Here is a 25,410-nt window from a genome sequence, read left to right as displayed (position 1 = left end):
TAGCTATGTAGCCCACTCAACTGAAATTCAGCCAAAGCGATACTCTATTTTTAACACCTCACACTGTTTACTAATTGTTCACGATACTTTAATTCTCAATAGTTGGCATATTAGCTGCTTTATTCACTCTAGAAACAGTTTTTTGACGGGGTGAATGAGTGAGTAACTTATTAATACTAAAAGTGTTTGTTCGATTTTTGGTAAATCGTCTTCACTCTGTCTTCTTGCTAGAAGCCATGAGTGAGGTCATTCAATGTCGAATGAAGTAGAACACATATTGCAAGCTATGCCGTCAGGCATTGTTATTCTTGATGGCAACGGTGTAGTAACCAAAGCTAACCCTGTTGCAATTGAATTACTTGGTGAGCCTCTTGAAGGCCAGCAATGGTTTACTATCATTCAGCGCTCCTTTGCGCCTCAAGAAGATGACGGGCATGAGGTATCTCTAATTAATGGTCGTCGAGTAAAATTAGAAATCACGCCTTTATCACCAGAATCAGGACAGCTAATCGTCCTTACTGATTTGACAGAAACTCGTCAGTTACAAAATAGCTTGGCTCATCTTCAGCGCTTATCGGCACTGGGCAAAATGGTGGCTAAATTAGCACATCAAGTACGCACGCCTCTTTCAGCAGCTATGTTGTATGCTTCAAACCTTGCTAATCCTAAACTGCCTCAAGCCAATAAAGACAAGTTTCAAGGCAAGCTGGTTGATCGATTAAATCAACTTGAGCGTCAAGTTAATGACATGCTGCTAATGGCACGTGGTCGTCAAGAGCAAGAAGGGGAAGCTGTAGGACTAGATCAGGTGATGCTTGAAGTCAAAGCCGATTGCGAACCGATTGCAGCTAAGCATCGATGTCAGCTTAAATTTATTGATATGTCTGCTTCAAAGCTTATGGCAAATCACTCTGCACTTGCGTCAGCCATTAATAACTTAGTTATGAATAGTATTGAAGCGAAAGCGACAGAAATTACGATAAAAGCCAGCGAGCATAATCAAGAGCTATTTCTTGAGGTGATCGATAACGGTAAGGGCTTACCCGCAGAGTTACACAGTAAAATTCTAGAACCATTTTATACAACAAAGTCACAAGGTACGGGCTTGGGACTCGCCGTGGTGCAGTCAGTAGTTGGAAATCATGGTGGTCAATTAACGTTAAGTTGTAAGAAAGAGAAAGGTTGTCATTTTGTAATGAGATTCCCAGCTCTTGCCGCAGCCGCTTAATCTGGAGTAAGTATAATGTCTCAAGCCAAATTATTATTAGTCGAAGACGATGCGGATTTACGCGAGGCTTTAGTGGATACCTTAATCCTGGCTCAGTACGATTGCTTGGATGTGGCTTCTGCCGAAGATGCCATATTGTCACTGAAAAAGCACAGCTTTGATATGGTGATCAGCGATGTGCAAATGGAAGGTATTGGTGGTTTAGGTTTATTGAATTACGTTTCGGCTAATCACCCTAAATTGCCTATGCTAATGATGACCGCTTACGCAACTGTTGATGATGCAGTTAAAGCCATAAAGCAAGGAGCTGTGGATTATTTAGAAAAGCCTTTCGCGACCGAAGTATTGCTAAACCAAGTTTCTCGCTACCTTCCTGATACTTCAGATGCAGAGCAACCAATCATTGAAGATGAAAAAAGCGTTAACTTATTTAATCTGGCAAAACGAGTCGCAAACTCTGATGCGTCAGTGATGATTTTAGGTCCTAGCGGCAGTGGTAAAGAAGTGATGGCACGTTATGTTCATCAAAACAGCAGTCGTAAAGATGCACCATTCATTGCGATTAACTGCGCAGCTATTCCCGAAAATATGCTCGAAGCGACCTTATTTGGTTATGAAAAAGGCGCGTTTACAGGAGCGCATCAAGCTTGTCCGGGCAAATTTGAACAAGCTCAAGGTGGTACTCTGTTACTGGATGAGATTTCAGAAATGGAATTAGGGCTACAAGCTAAACTACTTCGTGTTTTACAAGAAAGGGAAGTTGAGCGTTTAGGTGGTCGGAAAACCATCAAGTTAGATGTTCGCGTTTTAGCTACATCAAACCGTGATTTAAAAGCCTATGTCGACGAAGGTCAGTTTAGAGAAGACTTGTATTATCGTATCAACGTATTTCCATTAGCGTGGCCAGCGTTATATCAACGTCCTGCCGATATTATTCCGCTGGCAAAACATATGCTCAATAAGCACTGCGAAAAGCAATCTATTTTACAAGTGCCAGAGTTGTCAGATGCTGCAATAAGAAAATTATTATTACACCGTTGGCCGGGTAATGTACGTGAGTTGGACAATGTTATTCAACGAGCGATTATTTTGCATCAAGGTGAAGAAATTACCACAGATGACATTATTATTGATGCTAATGATGTTCATGAACAAGCAACTAATGATGATGCTGTTATTCAAACCAAAGAAGCTGAAACCCTTGGTAAAGATTTAAAAGCCCAAGAGCATGTGATCATTTTAGAAACACTAAATCAGTACCAAGGGAGCCGAAAAATGGTGGCAGAAAAGCTTGGCATTAGTCCAAGAACTTTGAGATACAAAATTGCCAAAATGAAAGAGTTGGGGATGCAGATTCCGGCTTAAATAGACAGGTGATAATGATCTGTGGGTTAATTTTTATTCAGCAACCTTTGGTTAAAGCCTTTAACTCTTTATTCTAACAGTAAGATGTTTCAGAGTAATTAAAATATGGCTGTATCGAAGTTATCACTCGAACTTGAGAGTATGCAACTCAGTAGAGATACAAAGTCTCTAGTTGACTTGTGTAAGAGTCACATCGATAGTGGTGACAGTTTTACACATTTTGAAGAATGGCTTGTTCAGCACACAGCTGGTGGTAAGGCAAGCCAAAGCTATACTTCATTTTTTCGAACCGACTTTAATGATGACACGGAGCTAAGTAGTTTCTGTACTTTGGCTAATTTGTCTTTAAAAGAAGGGTTTGAGATAAAGAAAGTTGATGATTTTCAGTTCGAAGGTGAAGTGCTAAAAATTTTTTATGCTGAAGAGCATGGCAAGCCAAGTTTTGTGTTTCAACATATATCTCAAGTCAAATCAAAGTTAGTGCCTGCACCAATAAGAGTGTCACCTGCCGCATCAGAATATTTAGAAGACTCGTTTTTATTTGAAGAAAATGAAATGATTTCTGATGAAGCTTTTCATACGGATTATACGGATGGGAAAAGTCATCAACAAGCTGAGCAGCCAAGGAAATATAAGCAATTTGCTAAAATACGACAAAATCATGGCAATGAACAATTAGTTAGCTCATTAAACAACTTAATTGCTAGGCTGAGTCAATTAAAGCAAGATGTTCTTAACCCCAATGGGGCGTTTGCTGTAAAGGAAAGAAAAGAACGTCTAAAGCGGGAACAGCAAATAGCAGAGCAGATGACATGTATTCAAGATACTATTAATCAGAGTGTAAATTCAGGGCTGCTAAGCCTACCTCAGGCAATGAGCCTTAACTTAGCTTTGAAAGGGGATGGTAGAGAAGTACTCTTTTTACCAAAAGTTACCTTTTAAATATTATCGATAAAAAAACGCTGTTTCCGTAAAATTCTCAATTGTGCCATATAAGCCTTTTTGCTAGACTACTTCCCCGTCCTAGTGCTTTCTCATATCAATCCAATTTTCATCCGCAAGCTTAAGCTTGTTATTGCTGTTTGTGTTGCAAAACTTGAATAAATGGTGAGTTGTATTTGAATTGATGTAAGCGAATTTTCACTTTTTACTTTCTCAGGTTCAGCATGACTACAAGGTATATCTTCGTAACTGGTGGTGTGGTTTCATCATTAGGTAAAGGCATTGCAGCGGCGTCGTTAGCGGCGATTTTAGAAGCACGTGGTTTAGACGTTACCATTATGAAACTGGACCCGTATATTAACGTCGATCCGGGTACAATGAGCCCGACTCAACACGGTGAAGTTTTCGTAACCGAAGACGGGGCGGAAACAGATTTAGATTTAGGTCACTATGAGCGTTTTATTCGCACCAAGATGACCAAGCGTAATAACTTCACTACAGGTCGCATCTACGAAGAAGTACTTCGTAAAGAGCGTCGTGGTGATTACCTAGGTGCAACCATTCAGGTTATTCCTCATATTACCAATGCAATTAAAGAGAAAGTCTTAGCGGGCGGCGAGGGTCACGATATTGCTATCGTTGAAATCGGCGGTACAGTAGGTGATATCGAATCTCTACCATTCCTAGAGTCAATTCGTCAGTTAGGCGTTTCTTTAGGTCGTGAGCGTACCTTATTCATGCACTTAACCTTAGTTCCATTCTTGGGAGCAGCGGGTGAAGTGAAAACGAAACCAACGCAACACTCCGTGAAAGAGCTTCGCTCAATTGGTATTGCACCCGATATTCTGATTTGTCGTGGTGACCGCGCGATCCCTAGCAATGAAAAAGCAAAAATTTCATTATTCTGTAATGTTGAAGAGCGTGCCGTTGTATCACTAAAAGATGTAGATAGCATCTATAAAATCCCTGCGTTATTAAAGTCTCAAGGGTTAGATGAAATTGTGACTAAACGCTTTGGCATTGACTGCAAAGAAGCTGACTTAAATGAATGGGAAAATGTAATTTACCAAGAAGCTAACCCTACTGACGAAGTAACCATTGGTATGGTGGGTAAATACATTGAGCTGCCAGATGCATATAAATCTGTAAATGAAGCATTAAAGCATGCAGGTTTGAAAAACCGTTTATCAGTTAATATTAAATATGTAGACTCTCAAACCGTTGAAGCAAAAGGAAATGAAGTACTAGAAGGTCTAGATGGTATTTTGATCCCTGGTGGCTTTGGTGAGCGTGGTGTTGAAGGTAAGATTTTAGCGGCAAAATATGCTCGTGAGAATAAAGTACCGTATTTTGGTATTTGTTTGGGTATGCAAGTAGCGCTTATTGAGTTTGCTCGTAACGTGGCTGGTATGAATGGTGCGCACTCAAGCGAGTTTGACAAGCAGTCTCCTTTCCCAGTTGTGGGTTTGATCACGGAATGGATTGATAATGAAGGTAAGATAGAGCAGCGTGATGAAGCCTCTGATTTAGGTGGCACTATGCGTTTAGGCGCACAAGTCTGTCATTTAAAAGCTGGAACTAAAGCGGCACAAGCCTACGGTTCTGAATCTTGCATTGAGCGTCATCGTCATCGCTATGAAGTAAACAATAACTTTGTAGAGCAGTTAGAAAAGGCTGGTTTAGTATTCAGTGGTTTATCATTTGATCGTAAATTAGTTGAGATGATTGAAATTGCCGATCACCCATGGTTTGTAGCCGGTCAATTCCACCCAGAATTTACTTCAACTCCAAGAGATGGACATCCTCTGTTTGAAGGCTTTGTTGCTGCCGCAGCTGAGTTCCAAAAAATCAGTTAAGGACGTTTGTCACTATTTTGCCACTTCAATGGTTAAAAATTGAAGTGGCAATTGGTTATTTGAAAATTTATACCAATTTGGTGCTTAATTACTCAATTGGTATAAGTTTTCACTTTTAATTTTAATTTACAACATAAATCTTATATCGAGGATAACAATGGCTAAGATTGTAAAAGTAATTGGTCGCGAGATCATGGACTCACGTGGTAATCCAACAGTAGAAGCAGAAGTACACTTAGAAGGTGGTTTTGTTGGAATGGCTGCAGCTCCATCTGGCGCATCAACTGGTAGCCGTGAAGCTCTAGAATTACGCGATGGTGATAAAGCACGTTACTTAGGTAAAGGTGTATTAACCGCTGTTGCAAACATCAATGGTCAAATTGCTGAAGCTTTAATTGGTAAAGATGCAACTGCTCAAGCAGATATCGACCAAGTTATGATTGACCTTGATGGTACTGAAAACAAAGATAAGCTAGGTGCAAACGCGATCCTTGCTGTATCTCTTGCAAACGCTAAAGCAGCGGCTGCATTCAAAGCTATCCCACTCTATGCTCACATTGCTGAACTAAACGGCACTGCGGGTCAGTACTCTATGCCAGTTCCTATGATGAACATTCTTAACGGTGGTGAGCACGCTGATAACAACGTTGATATCCAAGAATTCATGGTTCAACCTGTTGGTGCAAAAAGCTTCCGTGAAGCTTTACGCGTTGGTGCTGAAATCTTCCACAGCCTTAAGAAAGTGCTTAAAGGTAAAGGCCTTAACACTGCAGTAGGTGATGAAGGTGGCTTTGCTCCTAATCTATCTTCAAATGCAGAAGCACTTGCAGTGATCAAAGAAGCGGTTGAAGCGGCTGGCTACGAATTAGGTAAAGATGTAACTCTAGCACTAGATTGTGCTGCATCTGAGTTCTACAAAAATGGTAAGTACGACCTTTCTGGCGAAGGTAAAGTATTCGATTCAAACGGTTTCTCTGACTTCTTAAAAGAGCTTGCTACAGAATACCCAATCGTTTCTATCGAAGATGGTCTAGACGAGTCAGATTGGGATGGTTGGGCATACCAAACTGAAATCATGGGCGACAAAGTTCAATTAGTAGGTGACGACTTATTCGTAACGAATACTAAGATCTTAGCTCGTGGTATTGAGAATAAGATTGGTAACTCTATCCTAATTAAGTTCAACCAAATAGGTTCTCTAACAGAAACTCTTGCTGCTATTCGCATGGCTAAAGAAGCTGGCTTCACTGCTGTTATTTCTCACCGCTCAGGTGAAACGGAAGATGCAACCATTGCTGATTTAGCTGTAGGTACTGCAGCAGGTCAAATTAAGACAGGTTCTTTATGTCGTTCTGATCGTGTTGCTAAGTACAACCAGTTATTACGCATCGAAGAGCAATTAGGTGACAAAGCCGCTTACCGCGGTCTAGCAGAAATCAACTGCAAGTAATTCTTGAGAAGGGAGAAATCTCTTCTGCTTGAGTTCAAAGCTTGATTGATGACTTCTAGTCACTCATAATTAGATATATGTGAGGCCACCTGATAAGGTGGCCTCTGTTTTAATGACGGCAATTACTATTATTTTCACACAAATTTGTTGAGTTAAATGAAATTATTTATCGCCAGTTTATTAGTGCTATTAATTTTGCTCCAGCATCGATTATGGTGGGGAGCAAATGGCTTGCAAGAATATTTTTCACTACTCGACCAAATTCATACTCAGCAGCAAAACAATCAAAAATTAATTGAGCGTAATCAAGTGTTAAAAGAAGAAATTGCCAATTTACAAACTGGAACAGAAGCCCTAGAAGAGCGAGCTAGAAATGAGTTAGGTCTTGTCAAAGAAGGGGAAACTTTCTATCGAGTTGTGAAAGGAAAGAAAACGACTTACTCGCCTGATGAAGATTAATCCCTAACCGGAGAACTAAAACGCGTGAGCGAAACTACTGACCGAATTATTGCAATAATTCCCGCGGCAGGTGTGGGAAAACGCATGGGAGTAACGCTTCCAAAACAATATTTAACCATTAATCACAAAGCCATTCTTAGCCACACTCTTAACGCATTTTTATCTCATCCCAATATCGATAAAGTGGTTGTTGCTATAGGCGAAGATGATCCTTACTTTAAGGAACTTCCCGAATCTGAACACCCCAAATTATTGACCACGATTGGTGGCAAAGAGCGTGCAGACTCTGTATTAAGTGCACTGAAATATGCCGAACAAAATAATTCAAGCGATTCATGGGTATTAGTGCATGATGCTGCGCGGCCATGTATTACCCACGATGACATTGATAAATTGATAGACGCTAGGCAAGAGTTTCCTCAAGGGGCTATCTTAGCCATGCCTGTTAGAGATACTATGAAGCGAGCTGGATCTGATGGCACAATCGATCAAACCGTTTGTCGAGAGCAACTGTGGCACGCTATGACTCCACAAATGTTCCCACTTAATATATTAAAGAACAATTTAGAGCGTGCGTTATCTCAAGATGTAACAATCACCGATGAAGCATCTGCAATGGAGTGGGCAAATATACAGCCGGGATTAGTGTCCGGTCGACCTGATAATATTAAAGTCACTCATAAAGATGATTTGCCACTAGCTGAACTCTATTTAAAAAATAATGGGTAACTCTATGAAATTTCGTATCGGACATGGATTTGATGTACACAAATTTGGCTCAGATAAACCGTTAATCTTGGGTGGTGTTACTGTACCTTACCAAGATGGTTTGATTGCTCACTCTGATGGTGATGTTGTACTACACGCTATAAGCGATGCCATTTTAGGCTCCATGGCTTTGGGAGATATCGGTAAGCACTTTCCTGACACTGATGATGCATATGCTGGAGCTGATAGTAGAGTGTTACTAAGGCATTGCTATCAACTTGCCCAAAATAAAGGGTTCGAAATTGGTAATTTAGACGTTACGGTTATTGCCCAAGCTCCAAAGATGCTACCTCATATCGAAGCAATAAGAGCTATTCTCTCAGAAGATTTGCAAACAGATATTGAGAATATCAATGTAAAAGCCACAACTACAGAAAAGTTAGGGTTTACAGGGCGCAAAGAAGGTATTGCAGTAGAAGCCGTAGTATTGATGCAATCAAAATAGTACCCAATGGCACAGTATAACCGCTAGATAAGAATTAGGTTTTAAGATGTTAGACGAATTACACTACCTTCATGGTAAACCCAAAGCTACTGCTAATTTACGAACTCACAATACTGATTTTAAAGTAGTAGAAATGATGCCTGTTCAACCATCTGGCGAAGGTGAGCATCATTGGTTGTACGTAAGAAAAGACGGATTAAATACTCGTTTTGTAGCTGATAAGTTAGCTCGATTCGCCGGAGTGCCAAGTAAAGACGTGACTTTTGCTGGGCAGAAAGATCGCAATGCTGTCACTGAGCAATGGTTTGGCGTTCGAATTCCGGGAAAAGATACCCCAAACTGGGCTGAACTCAATGATGATGAAATGCAGATTTTACAAGCTCATCGCCATGGAAAAAAACTTCGCTTAGGGACACTTGCTGGCAATCGCTTTACGCTCACTTTAAGAAATGTATCCGACATTGATGAGCTTCAAGCTAAAGTAGAAAAAATCAAACAATTTGGAGTTCCGAATTACTTTGGTGAACAGCGTTTTGGACATGAAGGAAACAACATCAAACATGGTGTTGAAATGTTCAAAGGCAAAAAGGTCAAGGATAGAAGTAAGCGAAGCATGTACTTATCCGCTGTTCGTTCTTACCTGTTCAACCAAGTAGTTTCTAAAAGACTAGTAAAGCACCAATTAAGCCCTATTACGGGTGATTGCGTAATGCTTACTGGCTCGAAGAGCTATTTCAGTGTTGATGAATGGGATGATGAAAATCAACACAGATTGAAGACTAATGACATTCAACTTTCAGCTCCTTTATGGGGAACAGGAGAATTGAGTTCTCATTCTGATGCTCTGAACTTTGAAAACCAAGTGCTAAGTCAGTTTAGTGTTGAAAAGCAGGGACTAGAAGAGGCTGGCTTAAAACAAGAGAGAAGATCACTTCTGCTTAAAGCTGAAAACCTTTCATATAAAGTGAGCGAAGACACTTTCACAATCAGCTTTTCATTGCCAGCAGGCTGCTTTGCGACTTCAATCTTAAGAGAATTGGTCAACTATACTGATGTACAGCAGAAAGTTTGGAGTGAAAAAAGTAGAACTGAACCGCAGCCATCACAAAGTAATAAAAAATTCATTCTAGTAAGTAATGATGATGGTGTATTAGCTCCGGGAATTAAGGCGTTAACTCAAGCTATGGCAACCATGGCCGATGTATTAACAGTTGGACCAGATCGTAACTGCTCAGGTGCAAGTAACTCATTAACCTTGACTAACCCTTTAAGGATTAATAAGTTAGATAATGGTTATATTTCCGTGAGTGGAACACCAACAGACTGTGTGCACCTCGCCATACGAGAGCTGTGTTCGCAAGAGCCATCAATTGTTGTATCTGGCATTAATGCTGGTGCCAACATGGGAGATGATGTCCTATACTCTGGCACTGTTGCAGCAGCAATGGAAGGTCGATTTTTAGGTTTGCCTGCTATCGCTATATCTCTGGTTGGTAAGCAGCTACAACATTATGATACGGCGGCTCACTGGGCATTAAAATTGGTAAAAGGTTTGTTGGATCACCCCTTAGAAAGAGATCAAATTTTAAATGTAAATGTACCGGATATTCCTCTCGAACAAATAAAAGGAATAAAGGTAACTCATTTGGGGGCTAGACATAAAGCTGAAGGCTTAGTTCGGACACAAGACCCGTCTGGCAAAGAGATTTTTTGGTTAGGGCCTCCGGGGCAACAACAAGACTCAGAAGAAGATACAGACTTTAACGCCGTGGCTAATGGCTATGTTTCCATTACGCCATTAACAGTAGATTTAACCGCTTATAAGCAGTTACCCACTTTAAATGAATGGACTAAAAAACTATGACACAGGCTGTCAGCGCTGCAGCAAGTAATTTATCTCACCGTCTTGCAGAACTAGGTATTAGTGATCATAAGGTGCTTCGAGTGGTGTCCAATACACCTCGTGAGCATTTTTTAGATATGGCGTTAGCTCATAAAGCTTACGAAAATACAGCATTGCCGATTGGAAGTGGTCAGACTATTTCACAACCTTATATCGTTGCAAAAATGACAGAACTGGTGACAAGTCATCGTCCGAATAACATTTTGGAAATTGGCACTGGATCAGGTTACCAAACGGCGATATTGGCTCAAATTGTTCCTCAAGTCTGCACCGTAGAGCGTATTAAGAGCTTGCAGGTACAGGCTCGCCAAAAACTGAAATGGCTTGATTTGCATAACATTTCATTTAAATATGGCGATGGTTGGAAAGGTTGGGTGAATAAAGGACCGTACGAAGCAATATTGGTAACTGCTGCTCCAAGTCAAATTCCAGATGCGTTATTACAACAACTTTCTGACGGGGGAAAGTTGGTCATTCCTGTTGGAGGAGAATCTCAACAGTTAATGAGAATCACTAGAGAAGGTGATACGTTCAGATCTGAAGTCATTGAACCGGTTAAATTTGTTCCTCTAGTCGATGGAGATTTGGCGTAAGGAACTTAGGAACTGAGCAAGCAGAATGGATACTAGAAGCATGTGGCAGCAGCAATATAAAATACAAGGTGAAATGCAGTGATTGCGTTCATAAGAATTGTATTGTTGATTGCTATTGCGCTTTTAAGCGTAGGTTGTAGCTATCGTTCTGAGCGACCTGCGCCAGTTTCCAGTTTAACCTCATACAATACCGGCTATGAAAAAGGGAGTATTAAAGGCTCTCGTTATAAAGTAAAGCGTGGTGATACTTTATATTCGATAGCATTCGGTGCAAACCGAGATTTCAAACAGTTAGCAATTTGGAATAAACTCCCTAAACCCTACACTATCTACCCAGGTCAAATAATAAAGTTAAATAAATCTTCAATTCCGAAAAAAAATTACAAGAAAAAAGTTAAAAATACCAAAAAATCAGTGAGTAAGGCGACTAAGAACGTTAAAAACTTACCGAGTAAAAACACTAGAGAAAATAGTTCAAAAAAAATACTTGCTAAAAATAATCAAGCTGCATACTCTGTAACAGTACAAGATCAAAAAAATAACATTGCATCCGCTAAAAAAAGTGGAGCTTCTCAGAAAAAAGTAGAGCGTTGGGTTTGGCCATACAAAGGTAAAATAATCGCTCGCTTTTCTAGTAAAGCCCAAGGAAACAAGGGAATTAAGTTTTCTGGTCGCCGCGGAGACCCAATAAAAGCTGCGGCAGATGGCAAAGTCGTTTACGCGGGAAATGCGCTTAGAGGTTACGGTAACTTAGTTATTATTAATCACAATAATAACTACTTAAGTGCTTATGCACATGCCGATAAAATCTTAGTAAAAGAAAAGCAACAGGTTAAAGCTGGACAAACTGTTGCGACAATGGGAAGTACTGGTACAAACCGCGTAATGTTGCACTTCGAAATCAGATACCACGGTAAATCAGTCAATCCATTGCATTATCTACCTAAGTAATTGCTTAGGAGCCAGTTTGGCGTTGGAGAGCAAGTAATCGTTTTTCATTATGATTTTGATGATGAATAAGAGATTTGGAGAAAGCTGAAATCACATTATTTTGTGAATACAAAGCTGCAAAAGGTAAAGGAAAGCCGTTGGCTACATTAGGGATGCAGTATGTAGTGCTTATCAAGGAAGCCGTATCACCTTGTCACACATTCCCCAATACAAACCATTTTAACTACCTGAATATTCTCCTGTTGTACTGAATAGCACTACCTTAGTTCCGATTTGGGGGGGAGCCACTATGGGAAGCAACAATAGTACCGCGGTTGTAGAAGAGTTAGCAGGCGTCACTGAAGAAATGAATTCTAATGTGAGTCTTGCTCAACGTGAGCAGAAAACTGAACAAATATTGGGGCAGGAAGATACCCCAAGAAACCTAGATGCAACTCAACTGTATTTAGGGGAAATTGGTTTTTCACCACTCTTATCTGCAGAAGAAGAAGTCTTTTTTTCACGTAAGGCGCTGAATGGTTGCGAAAAATCTCGTAATCGTATGATTGAAAGTAACTTGCGCTTGGTTGTTAAAATAGCCCGTCGTTATAACAACCGTGGTCTAGCTTTGCTTGATCTTATTGAGGAGGGCAATCTTGGCCTGATAAGAGCGGTAGAAAAGTTCGATCCTGAGCGTGGTTTCCGTTTCTCAACATATGCCACTTGGTGGATACGTCAAACCATTGAACGTGCCATCATGAACCAAACCCGCACCATACGTTTACCTATTCATGTTGTAAAAGAGCTTAACGTATACTTACGTACAGCCAGAGAGTTAGCCCAAAAACTGGATCATGAACCTACAGCTGAAGAAATAGCAGAAAAGCTTGGTGTACCAAGTGCGGACGTGAGTAAATTACTTAAACTCAATGAAAGGATCACTTCTGTTGATACACCAATAGGTGGTGAAAATGACAAAGCACTCTTAGATGTCATCCCAGCAGAAGATATGGTTGGCCCTGATCATAAAGTTCAATCTAAAGATATTTCTAACTCAGTTGTTAAGTGGTTGAACGAACTTAATAGTAAGCAACGTGAAGTATTAGCAAGACGCTTTGGTTTGCTGGGTTATGAACCTTCAACCCTAGAAGATGTTGGTGCAGAAATCGGACTAACTCGTGAGCGTGTTAGACAAATTCAAGTTGAAGCATTAAAACGATTGAGAGATTTGCTTTCAGCTCAAGGGTTATCAGTAGAGGCATTATTTCAACAGCCCAATTATTAACTCTTTAATTGCTATCAAAGGCCCTCGTTTGAGGGTTTTTTAGTATTTATAGGAAAGGGGAGGGTTTATTAAAAGTGAAAAAACGAAAATAACATTTTTATGTCGAAAATACGGCAGCTCCCTTGTGGCTTCGAAAAAGGCAATTGTTCTAGAGGTCATATACTGCCTCTAGTCCTCCTTACGACTCTGGGGAGTAGATACTTCAGCATTACTCATTGGCTCATTAAAAGTAACAGTTTTTAAGTCTTGAAGATCAAATTGCAATAGCTGGTGGTTTTCTCCAAGTAAAATATATCTACGAAATCCTAATTTTGTAGATGTTGTTGTTGAGCCATTAATTGTGAAAGATACAAGATCTTCTCTTGTGGCTAGTTTGTTAGTAAATGGGCATCTAAAAGGCAAACTGAGTTTGCCATATTGTTCTTCAGATAATGGTTTTGCTTCAGAACAATTTTTTAAAACAGCCTTTAATTCATCATCCAATTGAGAGTAGTTAGTTTCATATTCATGTGAAGTTAAGGAGGTTTGGTCAGATCTGTTTTGCGGAGTTTTAATTAAATAAACACGGCTTCCGACAGGCCTTATCCCTTGGTTCATGACTGCTGACTCAACAAGCCTCGCTTCACCTTTTTGGGTGAGGAGTTTAAAAACAGCCCAAGCTCTACTTTTGGAGCTATTTAGCGCGCTTTCATTCATGTAACAAGGGCGTCCACCGAAAACCCAGTTAGACAGAATATATTTTTTACCGCTACCTTTGATAGTGAATTCATTGGCTGATTTATTATCAAAAAGCTGTTCAGCAACTTCTTTGTTGATTTCCTCTAATGATGGTGGTAGGCATTGCGCTAGTTCTGGGCTTAATTGTGATACCATAACTCATTACCTCTGTTTTATCGTTGCAAAGGAATATTTTAAGAAAATATGCACTGAAAACCATTGCTTAATAATACCAACCAAAGCTGTTTATTGATTGAATGAGAGAGTTATTTCTATGCCTTTGAAATCTTGTGTCGCCACCTCCATTCAATTAACCCTAATACAGAAACGTACAATGCTTCTGCGACAATAAAGAAAAAACCGATAAAGCTCATTTCATATAAGTGCATTTTAGCGATGAAAGTACAGCAAATAGCCCATAATAAATTACCGATTGCCAGTGTGGATACAGCCAGTAAAGAACGGTTTTTTCTTTTGGCGAGTAAGAGTGCGTATACAGCGTAAATAAGATTTACAGTGGCTATTAGTAAGATGATGGTTTTTGGTAGACCGTAAATTGTGACTAAAAATTGATGCAAGGTGAGAACGAGTGTTCCTGCTATTACTGCTGATAGTCCATCAATCCAAAGTACCTTGTTGTATCCTTTCATTTTTATTTTCCATTTTTTGGTTGTGGAGTAGAGTTTTTTTGAAACTCTAGAAAGTCGTGGGTTTACCACCCACACCCGTTTTAGAAGGGATTCTTCAGCAAATCCCCTCTAACAACTCCCCGTGCCGCCCAGACGAAGCTGAGCGTTTCAGGTTTTATTGAATAAATGACTAACGCCTCTGATGGTACATCCATGTACCTCAGAGTCTAGCCTGACATCCATGTCAGACTCACGACATTTTATATTCAATAAAACCTAAAACAGCTTCGATGGGGAACAATCGTAGCCTGCTGGGGTATTTGGCGTATATGAATTTATTTATGCCATAAAGTGTTCTTTTCGGTGTGATGTATTGTTAGTTTGTTTTCTTAGTGGAAAAACCTTTAAGACTAAGTCTTTATGACGCTTTATACTTTAATGTGTTTAGGTGCTTAACGCATTATTCTGCTCTACGGAGTAATCGAGAATTAATCTTATTGCCCGACTCGAATCAGGCAGAGCGGAAGTAAAGTCTTGTGATTATGTATAAAACTTATTAAGAAAAAAATTACCGTATGGATAGTAATTACTCAAAAAATATCTTATAGAGTAGGAAAATCATAGAAATAAAACCGATAACCAATGGAATGCCCACATCAAACAAGAACCATCTTATAAGCTGGCTTCGTTGATGTTTCCAAAATCCATCTTCGACTCTACGAAGAGAATGATTGATATAGCCTACCTTTGATTCAATCTTTTCCACACTATCTTTAATACTTTGTAATCCAGATAAGTGACTTGAGTTTATATCGTAATTTTTTACAGCGATAACAAGGTCATTTATTGGCTCTTTTTGACTGCACCACCATGAAAATAGAGATGATTGCCTTATATCATCAGTATTCGATACAAAGATGTCATTATCAGAGTTATATTTTGTGTTATTAATTACTGCCCGAAGACCCGATAACCTAAACTTATTTTCTTCAAAGTGATTTTTAGTTAACCAGACAAATTGGATAGTGTGATAAACGATAATAGCAAGAATGAAGTAATAAATATGATCTATATTCAAATTATCAAATTTGATGCCTGCGAAATTGTTAACTGTGACAAGTTTCGCTGATCCAAAAGATAAGAAAATACCCACTAATGAAGCAAGCATTAAGTTCTTTCTGATTTTTTGAGTGTTGGTATCAAACGGCTCTAAGTTAGGCTTTAAAAATAACTGTTGGTAATTCATCAATGTTTCCATGAGTTCCTATAACTTCCTATAGTTACAGAATAAATCTACTATAGGAACAAGAGCAACCCATCACATCGAATATCCATACATATTAATGTTTGATAATTTCTCAACTCACTTTTGTCCCAAATGAGTTCGTCTTTTCACATATAAAAAATATCAAATCGAAGAGATACCCTTAGTCCCCTTGAAGCTGTTGAAGTGATAATTGGATATAGAAATGGCGTAACCTCGACATGGATGTCGAGGTAGACTCTGGGGTACATGGATGTACCATCAGAGGCGTTAGCCATTTATTCAATTATCGCTGAAACGTTTAGCTTCGTGGGGCGGCATGAGGGATTCCAAAGGGAGGTTTGCTGTAGAACTTCCCTTTGGGCGGTGTGGTACGCAGTACCACGACTTTCTAGAGTTTTGAAGAAACTCTCCTACTAACAATCTTAAATTGAATAAAGTTAAAGGTAAGCACCGCTTACGACATAACCTTTTTCAATCGATAAACAAACTCCAATGCCTCTTTAGGCGTCAAATCATCTGGTGAAACCTGACCAAGTAACGTTTCTACTTCTTCCAATTCAGGCGAAACATCAGCATTAAAACTCAAGTTCAAATCCTGTTGAGTCGGAGACGTTACATCGTGATCGCGACTTTCTAGCAAATGTAACTTCTGCTTTGCTGCTTTAATCACATTATTCGGTACACCAGCTAGTGCAGCAACTTGTAATCCATAACTCTTACTTGCAGCGCCTTCTTGTACGGCATGCATAAAGGCGATGGTGTCGCCATGTTCGACAGCATCTAAGTGAACATTCGCAACAGAAGTCAGGGTTTCAGGTAATTGAGTGAGTTCAAAGTAATGGGTAGCAAAAAGCGTTAACGCTTGTAGTTTTGTTGCAAGATATTCTGCGGCCGCCCAAGCGAGGGAAAGACCATCATAGGTTGAGGTACCTCGGCCGATTTCATCCATCAATACTAAAGAATTTTGGCTTGCATTGTGAAGAATATTCGCGGTTTCTGTCATTTCTACCATAAAGGTTGAGCGACCCGAAGCGAGATCGTCAGAAGCTCCAATACGAGTAAAGATGCGATCGATCGGTCCAATTACCGCTTTATCAGCTGGTACAAAACAGCCAATATGAGCCATTAACGTAATTAATGCTGTTTGGCGCATATAAGTCGATTTACCGCCCATGTTGGGACCTGTGACCATCAACATACGGCGTTGGTTGTTCAGTTCTACAGGGTTGGCAATAAAAGGCACATCACTAACATGCTCAACGACTGGGTGACGTCCTGCATCAATATGAATGCCTGTAATACTTGTTAGCTCAGGGCAAGCGTAGTTTTGCATTTCAGCGCGCTCTGCAAAGCAGCTTAATACATCCAATTCGGCAGCCGATTTAGCAAACTGTTGCAGTGGTGCCAGTTGGGGCATCAATAAATCAAATAATTGTTCCCATAACTGTTTTTCAAGCGCTAGCGCTTTCCCTTGGCTAGATAACACTTTTTCTTCGTGCTCTTTTAGCTCTGGAGTAATGTATCTTTCAGTATTCTTAAGCGTTTGGCGGCGCTGATAAGACAGCGGAACATTTGTGGACTGCGCTTTACTCACTTCAATGTAGTAACCATGCACGCGGTTATAGCCAACTTTTAGGGTTGGAATACCGGTTTGCTCGCGCTCACGCAGTTCCATTTGTTCCAAGTAACTGGTTGCGCCATCACTTAAGTGACGCCATTCATCGAGTTCTGCGTTGTAGCCTTCTTTGATCACGCCACCGTCACGGATCAGCATAGGAGGGTTATCGACAATGGCATTTTGTAATAATGCTAACTCAGCAGGGAACTCACCTAATAGTCGAGTTAATTGCTGTAGATGCGATGACTCTGCATCTGACATTAAGCTTTGGACTTCCGGTAGAACCTCAAGAGCTTGACGCAGTCGTGCAAAATCTCTTGGTCTTGCGGTGCGAAGTGCCAATCTTGCGATGATACGTTCTACATCGCCTAACCCTTTCAAAAAATCGTGTAGCTCATCATATAAATTAGCATCGATAAGTTCAGATACCGCTTGGTGACGAGCTTGAATGTGACCATGATTGGTTAATGGCTGGTGGATCCAGCGTTGGAGCATACGACTGCCCATTGGGGTTGCCGTGCTATCCAATACTGATGCTAAAGTATTATCAAAACCACCTGAAAGGTTTTGGGTCAATTCTAAGTTTTTACGAGTAGCAGCATCCAGTACGATTGTATCGTTTTGATTAAAGCGAGTAATGGCGTTGATGTGGGGCAGTGCAGTACGTTGAGTATCTTTCACATATTGCATCAAACAACCCGCGGCTTGCAATGATAGTCGAGCATCACCAATGCCAAAACCACGCAGATCTTTAGTGCCAAATTGCTCAAGCAGCATTTTCATGCCTGTATCGTAGTCAAATTCCCATTCTGGGCGACGACGGCTACCTTTAATTGAGCCGATTAACGTCAGTTCTGAGAAGTCTTCGCTATACAGTAATTCAGCAGGATTAGTACGTTGTAGTTCTGCTTCTAACGCTTCTAATGAAGTGAGTTCACTTACTACAAAGCGCCCTGAAGCTACATCTAATGTCGCGTAACCGAATAGGTTTTGTCGACCATAAACCGCGGCTAATAAATTATCTTTATGTTCTTGCAGTAACGCTTCGTCAGTTAATGTGCCCGGAGTGATGAGACGAACTACTTTACGCTCAACAGGACCTTTTGAAGTTGCAGGATCGCCGACTTGTTCGCAGATTGCTGCGGATTCGCCTAATTGAACCAGTTTTGCTAAATAGCCTTCAACAGAATGATAGGGGATACCTGCCATTGGAATTGGGTTCCCACCACTTTTACCACGGGCGGTAAGCGAGATACCCAGTAATTCGGCAGCTCGTTTGGCGTCATCATAAAAGAGTTCGTAAAAATCACCCATACGATAAAACAGCAACATATCTGCATGTTGAGCTTTCATCGTAAGATACTGACGCATCATTGGTGTGTGGCTGTCTAAGTTTGCTAATTCGGCATTCATTCGGCGTTAAAGATCCATATCGAATTTTTTATCATTCTTGGTATCTTAACAATCTTTGGATAGGGTTTCAGAATGAGTTGATAAAATTTTTATCAATAACACTTGATACTGTATGATTGTACAGTATACTAACTGACATTAAATCGACTTTAGTTTTAAGTATCCACGAGAGGGAACAGCAATGGCAGCAGATGCAAATAAAGAAAAAGCACTGGGCGCAGTATTGGGACAAATTGAAAAGCAATTTGGTAAAGGTTCTATCATGCGTTTGGGCGAAGACCGCTCAATGGATGTAGAAACCATTTCAACTGGTTCGCTGTCATTGGATGCTGCACTGGGTGCAGGTGGTTTACCAATGGGACGTATTGTTGAAATCTACGGTCCTGAATCTTCTGGTAAAACAACTCTAACACTTGAAGTGATTGCAGCCGCTCAAAAACAAGGTAAAACTTGTGCCTTTATCGATGCTGAGCACGCACTTGATCCTGTATACGCTAAGAACCTCGGCGTGGATATTGATAACCTACTTTGTTCTCAACCTGATACTGGTGAGCAAGCACTAGAAATTTGTGATGCATTAACTCGCTCTGGTGCAGTAGACGTCATCATTGTTGACTCGGTAGCGGCTCTTACTCCAAAAGCTGAAATCGAAGGTGAAATTGGTGATTCACACATGGGTCTAGCGGCTCGTATGATGAGCCAAGCGATGCGTAAGCTTGCTGGTAATCTAAAACAATCAAACACGCTACTTATCTTTATTAACCAAATCCGTATGAAGATTGGTGTGATGTTTGGTAACCCAGAAACCACAACTGGTGGTAACGCACTTAAATTCTACGCTTCTGTTCGTTTAGATATTCGTCGTACAGGTGCGATTAAAGAAGGCGACCAAGTAGTAGGTAATGAAACCCGCGTTAAAGTGGTTAAAAACAAGATTGCCGCACCATTTAAGCAAGCTGAGTTCCAAATCCTTTACGGTCAAGGCATTAACAGCAATGGCGAATTAGTTGACTTAGGTGTTCAAAATAAGATCATCGAAAAAGCCGGTGCTTGGTATAGTTATAAAGGCGACAAGATTGGACAAGGTCGTGCGAATGCTGGCAAGTATATGATTGAAAATCCAGCCGTCGCTCAAGAGATTGAACAGCAACTTCGCTCACTTCTTCTTGGTAAAGCAGAAGCAACTAAAGCTGCTGAAGGTGAAGAAAACGTTGATTTAGAAACTGGCGAAGTATTCTAAACCCGTGTCTAACACCCCAACTGCAAAATCTTACGCGGTCAGCTTATTAGCTGGCCGTGATTATTCCCGCAAACTCATCCACGATAAACTCGTCAAAAAAGACTACGCACTTGCTGACATCGAGATTGCACTTGATGAATGTGAGGCCAGTGGTTACCTCAATGATTCACGATATGCAGAATCCCTACTTAGAAGTCATATCTATAAAGGTCATGGTGTGATTCGTATTCGCCAAGCGATGTCATTAAAGGGCTTATCTTCTGAAATTATCTCTCAGGCTATAGAAAAATCGGACTGTGACTGGTTTGAACTTGCCAAAGAAAAAGCACGAAAAAAATATGCGAATAAGCCTGTTGTGGATTATAACGATAAAGCTAAGCGTATTCGCTTTTTACTTGGTCAAGGGTTTGATTATGAGCAAGCGAATTATGCTTTAGCTCCAGTTGAAGATTAAATCCAAAGTAACTCTCGATATTCTTCAGGCTCTAATCCTAAGCTTTTAATGAACTCATCAAACATTAGTTTGAGTTTGTCATGCTCAATAGGAACCTTGGGGTTGATTGGGTGGTAGTGAACTGGGGTAGCCTGCTTTTGCTCTTGAGCTATTTTGCTTATCCATGCTGAAATAAGTTTAGATATTTTGATTGCTTCTTGGCCGCTTCTTGCACAATTAAAAATACGAAATTCAATTGTAGAGTTAGGGTGTGAAACGACAAGCCCTTTTTCAGCTGCAGCGCTTTGTTGCTGATATTTTTTCCCTAACTTAACAGGAATTTTAAGCGGTCTATATTTATCATCATTTCGTGCCATTCCCCAAATCAAGTCAATGATTTCTAAAACGACGTTATTATCTAAAAAATCACCGTCACGTCTTCCTTTAAAGCCCTCTTTTAACAGCCCATTGAAGGTCGATAACAAGCTATGAAATTCTTCAAGATTTGAGGTTGGTTCCTGTACTAAATACTTTTTGGTTTTGTGGGTGTATTCAGCTGTAGCAAAACACTGTGTCAACCAAGCTTTGTTTTCAACATCAACTAATAATCGAAAAAAAAATTCAGGGTTATAACCAGTGGCTTGACTTAAATCGATATGTTTGTGACCGGAACTTGCTCTGAGCTTAAGTTGTCGGGCAATATCAGTAATAAACGTAGAAAACATATCAGACATCGACATTTCAATATCGCCTATTTTAACCGTTTCTCCAATTCGGTAAGGTGATACGTTCACTTCAGGTAGAGTGAAATTCAACCAGCCGTCAAAAAATAATTTCGCATGCCAAGAACCTATTTGGTAATCCAAGGCAAGCTTCTCTTCATCTAAACTAAAAGTGCACAGTTCTTCAGGCAGCTCGAGAGAGCGGACAGCGTCTTGAACTTTAGCTTTCCATTGTTCTAAGAGGGATGATTTTTGAGGACCCTTGAGGGCATTTGGTAGTGCTGACGGAGGGTAATATTCAAACTCTTCCCCATTTCTTATCCTCTTTATATCCATATCTTGCCATTCGTGCCCTCGTGGTGAGCAAGTTAATAGGCACCTTTTTATGACATAGACGTTAATAAAGTCTTTATCTTCAGGGGTGAGGTCTGTTGATGAGGATATTGAAGTGTTCTTGGAATTTTGATGTAGCCAAAATAATACACAATAGGGAAGCATTGTCGTCATATTCAGCTTTATTACACTTTCATTTTTATCCAGCGCTTTTTCTCGGCTCAATACTAAAGAAGGATAGAGTGTTTTTGATGACATCAATTTTGCGTAAACTGTGGCTGGCTTATAAATAGTTAGCAATAGGATAATGTCGAGAGCGATGATAATGGCGCGTTCAGATTCAATATAGGTAGCCCAGCTTCTGTCCCAATGACCTGCTGACTGTGAGTTCGAGGAATATTGGAAAAATAGCTCGGAAATGACTTTTGCGTTTTGAGTCTTGGCTTCAAAGGTTAGAAGTCGGTCTAAGGGAAAGCTACAAGTATCGAATGCTCCATCTGAGGAATCAGAATTTGCTAGATACTGCTGGAATGTGGCTTCATAACTATCTTGCTTTTCAATAACAACATCATCAAACCAACGCTCTAAATTATGCAATGCAGTGATGTACTTAGGATCTTGCAGTAATGCTTCAGTATCTTTAAAAAGCTCACTTAAACGGCTTTGTATTTGCCAGTCAGGAGTTGAGCTTCTTTGAGGGGAGAGTGGTGCTGAAATTGTGGATGAAGAATTGTTCTGCACCACCGAGTCAGAAGAGACTTCTGTTATCATTTATCTTCTAAATTAAGGTGTTTATTGCAACAATATACTGATAGAAGCTTGTTTTCATGAGTGAATTTTTATTTATTTTAAGCGTAACTGAAAGCAATTGTTAAAATTCTGACGTTTTAAATATTTTGTAGTAGGTGTTTAGTTCCCCATAGGTATATAATCCCCGCATTTTATATGCGAGTAATATCAAGACAAATCTTGCTTGGTAATTAACCTATTCTATTTTCAGGACGAGTTCATGTATCAAACCACTGCCGCGCTTAGAACCGCGTTTTTAGAGTTTTTTGGTCGCAATGGTCACCAAATTGTCGATAGTAGTTCACTAGTTCCTCATAACGATCCAACGTTATTGTTCACTAATGCTGGTATGAATCAATTTAAAGAGCTCTTCTTAGGTCAAGAAAAGCGTTCTTATACCCGAGCTACAACATCACAACGATGTGTGCGTGCTGGTGGTAAGCATAACGACTTAGATAACGTAGGTTATACCGCTCGCCACCATACCTTTTTTGAAATGTTGGGTAACTTCAGCTTTGGTGATTATTTTAAAGAAGATGCTATCAACTTTGCTTGGACGTTTTTAACTGAAGAATTAAAGCTTCCGAAAGAAAAGCTTTGCGTCACTGTATATGAGACGGATGATGAAGCTTTTGCTATCTGGCGTGACAAAGTTGGCGTGCCAGAAGACAATATTATCCGTATCGGTGATAAAGGCGCTAAATTTGCTTCAGATAACTTCTGGCAAATGGGTGACACAGGTCCATGTGGTCCGTGCACTGAGATTTTTTATGATCACGGTGAGCATATTTGGGGTGGCCGTCCAGGTACTCCAGAAGAAGACGGCGATCGTTTCATTGAGATCTGGAACCTAGTATTCATGCAATACAACCGTCAACCAGACGGAACGATGGAGCCACTGCCTAAGCCATCTGTAGATACTGGTATGGGAATTGAGCGTATTGCAGCGATTTTGCAAGGTGGTCACTCAAACTACGATATCGATATTTTCCAAAAGTTGATTGCTAAAGCGGCTGAATTAACAGGCGCTAAAGACTTAGAAAATAAATCACTACGTGTTATCGCTGATCACATTCGTTCATGTGCTTTCTTGATTGCTGATGGTGTGATGCCTTCAAACGAAGGTCGTGGTTATGTTTTACGTCGAATCATTCGTCGTGCAGTTCGACATGGTAACAAGCTTGGTGCAACAGATACGTTCTTCTACAAGCTGGTTCCAACTTTGATTGACGTGATGGGCGATGCAGCAAATGGCCTTAAAGAAGTTCAAGTGATTGTAGAGAAAGCGTTAAAAGCGGAAGAAGAGCAATTTGCTCGTACGCTTGAGCGTGGTCTTAACATTTTGGATGCTGCGCTTAACGCGCTAGACGGTAAAATCTTAGACGGTGAAACGCTATTTAAGCTTTATGACACTTACGGCTTCCCTGTAGATTTAACGGCTGATGTCTGTCGTGAACGTGAAATAGACGTTGACGAAGCGGGCTTTGAAGCTGAAATGGCGAAACAAAAAGCGCGTGCTCAAGCCGCAGGGCAGTTTAGTGTCGATTATTCTTCAACGATTTCTATTGAAGAAACTACAGATTTTACAGGTTATGAGTCACTTGCTGATAACAGTAGTGTGAGCAAGCTGCTTAAAGAAGGTGAAGAAGTTTCAGAATTATCAGCTGGTGATGATGCCATTATTGTGCTCGAGCAAACGCCATTTTATGCGGAGTCAGGTGGTCAAGTCGGTGATAGTGGTGTGTTAAGTGGTGAAGGTTTTGAGTTTGAAGTTAAAGATACTCAAAAGTATGGTCAAGCATTTGGTCATATCGGAAAGCTGGTTTCTGGAACGGTAAAAGTAGGAACTCAAGTCGCTGCGCAAGTAGACAAGCAACGTCGTCATCGCACTCAGCTTAATCACAGTGTGACTCACTTATTGCATGCTGCACTTCGTCAAGTTCTGGGTACTCATGTAACTCAGAAAGGTTCGCTTGTTGATCCTGACAAATTGCGTTTTGACTTCTCTCATTTTGAAGCTGTAAAAGCTGAAGAGTTGGTTGAAGTAGAAAATTTGGTTAACCAGCAAATTCGTCGTAACCACGAGCTTAAAGCTGAAGTGATGGACATTGACTCTGCCAAAGAAAAAGGCGCAATGGCTCTATTTGGTGAGAAATACGATGCAGAAGTACGTGTAGTAACCATGGGCGATTTTTCTATCGAACTTTGTGGTGGCACACACGTTGGTCGTACTGGTGATATCGGCTTATTTAAAGTTACTCAAGAGTCAGGTATTGCGGCGGGTGTTCGTCGCATTGAGGCGGTTACAGGAGCTGCTGCGATTGAATTGGTTAATACTCAACAGCAGGCTTTATCTTCAGCAGCTTCTTTATTGAAGGCTGAGCCAAATGCATTAGTTGCTAAGCTTCAAGCTCAGCTTGATAAGGCTAAGTTACTGGAAAAAGAAGTGGCTCAACTTAAAGGTAAGCTGGCTTCTGCTGCAAGTGCTGATTTAGTCAATGAAGCCGTCGAAGTGAACGGTATTAAAGTATTAGTGAAAAAGCTTGAAGGTGTCGATGCTAAATCGCTTCGTGATCTTCAAGATCAACTAAAAACCAAACTAGGTACAGGTATCGTTGTATTAGGTATTGCTGGTGACGCTAAGGTTAACCTTATTGCGGGTGTGAGCAAAGACCTAACCGCTAAAGTTAAAGCGGGCGAGCTTGTAGGTATGGTTGCTGGCTTTGTGGGTGGTAAAGGCGGTGGTCGCCCTGACATGGCACAGGCTGGTGGTAGTCAACCAGAAAACCTAGAGAACGCGCTAACGAAGGTTCTACCTTGGTTAACGGAACGTTTGATTTAACTATTTGTTAATGGTTCATATAAACAATAAATAATGCGCTTTTAAAGGCGCATTATTTTTGAAGATATAAAATTAAGAAGAAAGCTGTTAGAAGTCAGGTCTTATATCTTACAGAACCAAGTGAGGGATTAGGGGTTAGAACAAGGACTTCAATGGTTAATGAAAGCTCAGCGAACAATTTGT

Annotated in this window: 19 protein-coding genes and 2 pseudogenes; 16 read left to right on the top strand and 5 right to left on the bottom strand. The window is 40.4% G+C overall.

Annotated elements, in window-relative coordinates; all coding sequences use genetic code 11:
- Positions 1-250: 250 nt before the first annotated feature.
- The 13 genes and pseudogenes from AC1EU0_RS07630 to rpoS form a co-directional block, all read left to right on the top strand.
- Positions 251-1,228, top strand: a pseudogene (locus AC1EU0_RS07630) (sensor histidine kinase); the annotation flags it as partial.
- Between the two features lie 15 nt (positions 1,229-1,243).
- Entirely contained in the window at positions 1,244-2,593 is a 1,350-nt protein-coding gene (locus AC1EU0_RS07625) for a sigma-54-dependent transcriptional regulator (protein ID WP_480301698.1), read from the top strand.
- A gap of 105 nt (positions 2,594-2,698) precedes the next feature.
- Positions 2,699-3,535, top strand: coding sequence for a hypothetical protein (locus AC1EU0_RS07620; protein WP_480301697.1), 837 nt, complete (start codon positions 2,699-2,701; stop codon positions 3,533-3,535).
- A 224-nt stretch (positions 3,536-3,759) separates the two neighbouring features.
- Positions 3,760-5,391, top strand: a complete 1,632-nt coding sequence (locus AC1EU0_RS07615; protein WP_480301695.1) for a CTP synthase — start codon at positions 3,760-3,762, stop codon at positions 5,389-5,391.
- A gap of 157 nt (positions 5,392-5,548) precedes the next feature.
- Positions 5,549-6,841, top strand: coding sequence for a phosphopyruvate hydratase (gene eno / locus AC1EU0_RS07610; RefSeq protein ID WP_480301694.1), 1,293 nt, complete (start codon positions 5,549-5,551; stop codon positions 6,839-6,841).
- A 156-nt stretch (positions 6,842-6,997) separates the two neighbouring features.
- Complete coding sequence (ftsB, locus tag AC1EU0_RS07605; protein WP_480301693.1) at positions 6,998-7,300, top strand: cell division protein FtsB; 303 nt, start codon at positions 6,998-7,000, stop codon at positions 7,298-7,300.
- 24 nt (positions 7,301-7,324) lie between these two features.
- Positions 7,325-8,029, top strand: a complete 705-nt coding sequence (gene ispD, locus AC1EU0_RS07600; protein ID WP_480301691.1) for a 2-C-methyl-D-erythritol 4-phosphate cytidylyltransferase — start codon at positions 7,325-7,327, stop codon at positions 8,027-8,029.
- Positions 8,030-8,033: 4 nt separating this feature from the next.
- Entirely contained in the window at positions 8,034-8,513 is a 480-nt protein-coding gene (gene ispF / locus AC1EU0_RS07595; protein WP_480301689.1) for a 2-C-methyl-D-erythritol 2,4-cyclodiphosphate synthase, read from the top strand.
- 46 nt (positions 8,514-8,559) lie between these two features.
- Positions 8,560-9,540 (top strand): annotated as a pseudogene (gene truD / locus AC1EU0_RS07590) (tRNA pseudouridine(13) synthase TruD); the annotation flags it as partial.
- Between the two features lie 96 nt (positions 9,541-9,636).
- Complete coding sequence (surE, locus tag AC1EU0_RS07585) at positions 9,637-10,377, top strand: 5'/3'-nucleotidase SurE (protein WP_480302045.1); 741 nt, start codon at positions 9,637-9,639, stop codon at positions 10,375-10,377.
- Positions 10,374-11,009 carry a protein-L-isoaspartate(D-aspartate) O-methyltransferase gene (locus tag AC1EU0_RS07580; RefSeq protein ID WP_480301688.1) on the top strand — a complete coding sequence of 212 codons (636 nt, stop codon included), beginning with the start codon at positions 10,374-10,376 and terminating at the stop codon, positions 11,007-11,009. Before surE ends, AC1EU0_RS07580 begins: the two co-directional genes overlap by 4 nt.
- Positions 11,010-11,090: 81 nt before the next feature.
- Positions 11,091-11,960 carry a peptidoglycan DD-metalloendopeptidase family protein gene (locus AC1EU0_RS07575; protein ID WP_480302044.1) on the top strand — a complete coding sequence of 290 codons (870 nt, stop codon included), beginning with the start codon at positions 11,091-11,093 and terminating at the stop codon, positions 11,958-11,960.
- A gap of 346 nt (positions 11,961-12,306) precedes the next feature.
- Positions 12,307-13,224 carry an RNA polymerase sigma factor RpoS gene (gene rpoS, locus AC1EU0_RS07570; RefSeq protein WP_480302043.1) on the top strand — a complete coding sequence of 306 codons (918 nt, stop codon included), beginning with the start codon at positions 12,307-12,309 and terminating at the stop codon, positions 13,222-13,224.
- A gap of 168 nt (positions 13,225-13,392) precedes the next feature.
- On the opposite strand, the gene AC1EU0_RS07565 is transcribed toward rpoS, so the two are convergent.
- From AC1EU0_RS07565 to mutS, 4 genes are all read right to left on the bottom strand, one after another.
- Positions 13,393-14,097, bottom strand: a complete 705-nt coding sequence (locus tag AC1EU0_RS07565; RefSeq protein WP_480301686.1) for a hypothetical protein — start codon at positions 14,095-14,097, stop codon at positions 13,393-13,395.
- Between the two features lie 116 nt (positions 14,098-14,213).
- A complete protein-coding gene (locus AC1EU0_RS07560) occupies positions 14,214-14,591 on the bottom strand; it encodes a hypothetical protein (RefSeq protein WP_480301685.1) in 378 nt (125 codons plus the stop codon).
- A gap of 565 nt (positions 14,592-15,156) precedes the next feature.
- Complete coding sequence (locus AC1EU0_RS07555) at positions 15,157-15,828, bottom strand: hypothetical protein (RefSeq protein WP_480301683.1); 672 nt, start codon at positions 15,826-15,828, stop codon at positions 15,157-15,159.
- Between the two features lie 463 nt (positions 15,829-16,291).
- Positions 16,292-18,868: a DNA mismatch repair protein MutS gene (mutS, locus tag AC1EU0_RS07550; RefSeq protein WP_480301681.1), complete on the bottom strand. Its 2,577-nt coding sequence runs from the start codon at positions 18,866-18,868 to the stop codon at positions 16,292-16,294.
- A 181-nt stretch (positions 18,869-19,049) separates the two neighbouring features.
- On the opposite strand from mutS, the gene recA reads away from it, so the two are divergent.
- Complete coding sequence (recA, locus tag AC1EU0_RS07545) at positions 19,050-20,108, top strand: recombinase RecA (RefSeq protein WP_480301680.1); 1,059 nt, start codon at positions 19,050-19,052, stop codon at positions 20,106-20,108.
- A 4-nt stretch (positions 20,109-20,112) separates the two neighbouring features.
- On the top strand, positions 20,113-20,562 hold the full coding sequence (locus AC1EU0_RS07540) for a regulatory protein RecX (protein WP_480301678.1): 450 nt from the start codon (positions 20,113-20,115) through the stop codon (positions 20,560-20,562).
- On the opposite strand, the gene AC1EU0_RS07535 is transcribed toward AC1EU0_RS07540, so the two are convergent.
- Entirely contained in the window at positions 20,559-22,367 is a 1,809-nt protein-coding gene (locus AC1EU0_RS07535; protein ID WP_480301676.1) for a hypothetical protein, read from the bottom strand. The two genes, AC1EU0_RS07540 and AC1EU0_RS07535, sit on opposite strands and share 4 nt — an antisense overlap.
- Before the next feature lie 238 nt (positions 22,368-22,605).
- On the opposite strand from AC1EU0_RS07535, the gene alaS reads away from it, so the two are divergent.
- Positions 22,606-25,227, top strand: coding sequence for an alanine--tRNA ligase (alaS, locus tag AC1EU0_RS07530; protein WP_480301675.1), 2,622 nt, complete (start codon positions 22,606-22,608; stop codon positions 25,225-25,227).
- Positions 25,228-25,410 lie beyond the last annotated feature (183 nt).

The organism is Parashewanella sp. 2210YD4-3 (assembly GCF_056591735.1).
The sequence above is the reverse complement of the archived record's forward strand: the minus strand, read 5'-3'. Positions and strand labels throughout refer to the sequence as shown.